3 protein-coding genes are annotated in these 2,036 nt (G+C 62.7%); all 3 read left to right on the top strand.

Annotated elements, in window-relative coordinates; all coding sequences use genetic code 11:
• A partial coding sequence (locus EN879_RS33445; protein WP_127274585.1) for an SDR family oxidoreductase occupies nucleotides 1-214 on the top strand: 214 nt, incomplete at its 5' end.
• A 211-nt stretch (nucleotides 215-425) separates the two neighbouring features.
• Nucleotides 426-662 carry an acyl carrier protein gene (locus EN879_RS33450; protein WP_006203723.1) on the top strand — a complete coding sequence of 79 codons (237 nt, stop codon included), beginning with the start codon at nucleotides 426-428 and terminating at the stop codon, nucleotides 660-662.
• 34 nt (nucleotides 663-696) lie between these two features.
• Nucleotides 697-1,959: a beta-ketoacyl-ACP synthase II gene (fabF, locus tag EN879_RS33455; RefSeq protein ID WP_013532515.1), complete on the top strand. Its 1,263-nt coding sequence runs from the start codon at nucleotides 697-699 to the stop codon at nucleotides 1,957-1,959.
• The last annotated feature ends 77 nt before the right edge of the window (nucleotides 1,960-2,036 follow it).

Here is a 2,036-nt window from a genome sequence, read left to right on the forward strand (position 1 = left end):
AGCAGTTAACTGTGTTGCACCAGGCTTCATCGAATCGGCAATGACCGACAAGCTCAACGACAAGCAGAAAGAGGCGATCATGGCGGCGATCCCGACGCGGCGCATGGGCACCAGCGTCGAAGTCGCGTCCGCCGTCGCTTATCTCGCCTCCAACGAAGCCGCCTACGTCACCGGCCAGACCATCCACGTAAATGGCGGCATGGCTATGCTTTGAACGATGTTCTGCAGCAACGCCGGCGGGTTGTGTAAAGAGACCATTTTGGCTTGGACCTCAGCTATTTTTCGTGTAATGCGGCCCGCAACCCGGCGGTTCGGGCAAAAATCGGTCCGTAGTCGTTGCGTTTCCGGCAGGACCATCTTTCAGCTTGATTAGCGGCATTCTGCCCGCTAACGAAGACAGACAAACAAAAGACGAGGATGCCCAAATGAGTGACACCGCAGAGCGCGTCAAGAAGATCGTCATCGAGCACCTTGGCGTCGATGCCGACAAAGTGACGGAGCAGGCGAGCTTCATCGATGATCTGGGCGCCGACAGCCTCGACACGGTCGAACTCGTCATGGCGTTCGAAGAAGAATTCGGCGTCGAGATCCCCGACGACGCGGCCGAGACCATCCTGACCGTCGGCGATGCCGTGAAGTACATCGACAAGGCTTCGGCCTGACGCTTTCTGCAGTCATCACCGGGGAGGACCTGCGATGAGGCGTGTCGTCGTCACGGGCCTTGGCTTGCTGTCGCCGTTCGGCATGGGCTTCGAGCACAGCTGGAAGGAGCTTCTGACCGGCCGCAGCGCTGCCAAGCGCATCACCGAGTTCGAGGTGGAGGACCTTGCTTGCAAGATCGCCCACGTCATTCCGCGTGGTGACGGCAGCAATGCCACCTTCAATCCCGAGGCCGTGCTCGAGCCGAAGGAATTGCGCAAGATCGGCGACTTCATCCTGTACGGGATTGCCGCCGCCGACGAGGCGCTGAAGGATTCCGGCTGGGAACCCAAGACGCATGAAGAGCAATGCGCCACCGGCGTCCTGATCGGCTCCGGCATCGGCGGCATCGAGGGCATCGCCGAGAACGCGATGATCCTCAAGGAACGCGGCCCGCGCCGCATCAGCCCCTTCTTCATCCCGGGCCAGATCATCAATCTCGTCTCCGGGCAGGTTTCGATCCGGCACGGGCTGAAAGGCCCGAACCATGCCGTCGTCACGGCCTGTTCGACCGGCGCGCACGCCATTGGCGATGCTGCCCGGCTGATCATGTGGGGCGATGCCGACGTGATGGTCGCCGGTGGCGCCGAAGCGCCGGTGACGCGGCTGTCGATCGCCGGGTTCGCCGCATGCCGGGCACTGTCGACGGAACGCAATGATTCGCCGCAAACGGCGTCGCGCCCCTATGATCGCGACCGCGACGGCTTCGTCATGGGCGAGGGCGCCGGCGTTGTCGTGCTCGAGGAGCTCGAACATGCCAAAGCACGCGGCGCCAAGATCTATGCCGAGGTGACGGGTTATGGTCTCACCGGCGACGCGCATCACATCACGGCGCCCGCCGAGGATGGCGATGGTGCCTTCCGTTGCATGACGGCGGCACTCAACCGGGCCAAGCTTACGCCTGCCGACGTCGACTACATCAACGCGCACGGCACCTCGACCATGGCCGACACGATCGAGCTCGGCGCTGTCGAGCGGCTTGTCGGCAATGCCGCATCGAAGATCTCGATGTCGTCGACCAAGTCGTCGATCGGCCATCTGCTTGGGGCGGCCGGTGCCGCCGAAGCGATCTTCTCGATCCTTGCCATCAGGGACAATGTCGCGCCGCCGACCATCAACCTCGACAACCCCGAACGCGAAACCGCGATCGACCTGGTGCCGAACAAGCCGCGCGCCCGCCAGATCGACGTGGCGCTGTCCAATTCGTTCGGCTTTGGCGGGACCAATGCGTCGCTGGTCTTCCAGCGCTACAATGGCTGATCGTCCGGCTGCCGGGCGACGCTTTGGCGTGCCGTCAATTTTGCCATATTCGCCTCTACTCTGCCGCTGGGGATTCG

Origin of the sequence: Mesorhizobium sp. M7A.F.Ca.AU.002.02.1.1, from assembly GCF_003998535.1 — a bacterium.
GTDB classification, from domain to species: Bacteria; Pseudomonadota; Alphaproteobacteria; order Rhizobiales; family Rhizobiaceae; genus Mesorhizobium; species Mesorhizobium ciceri.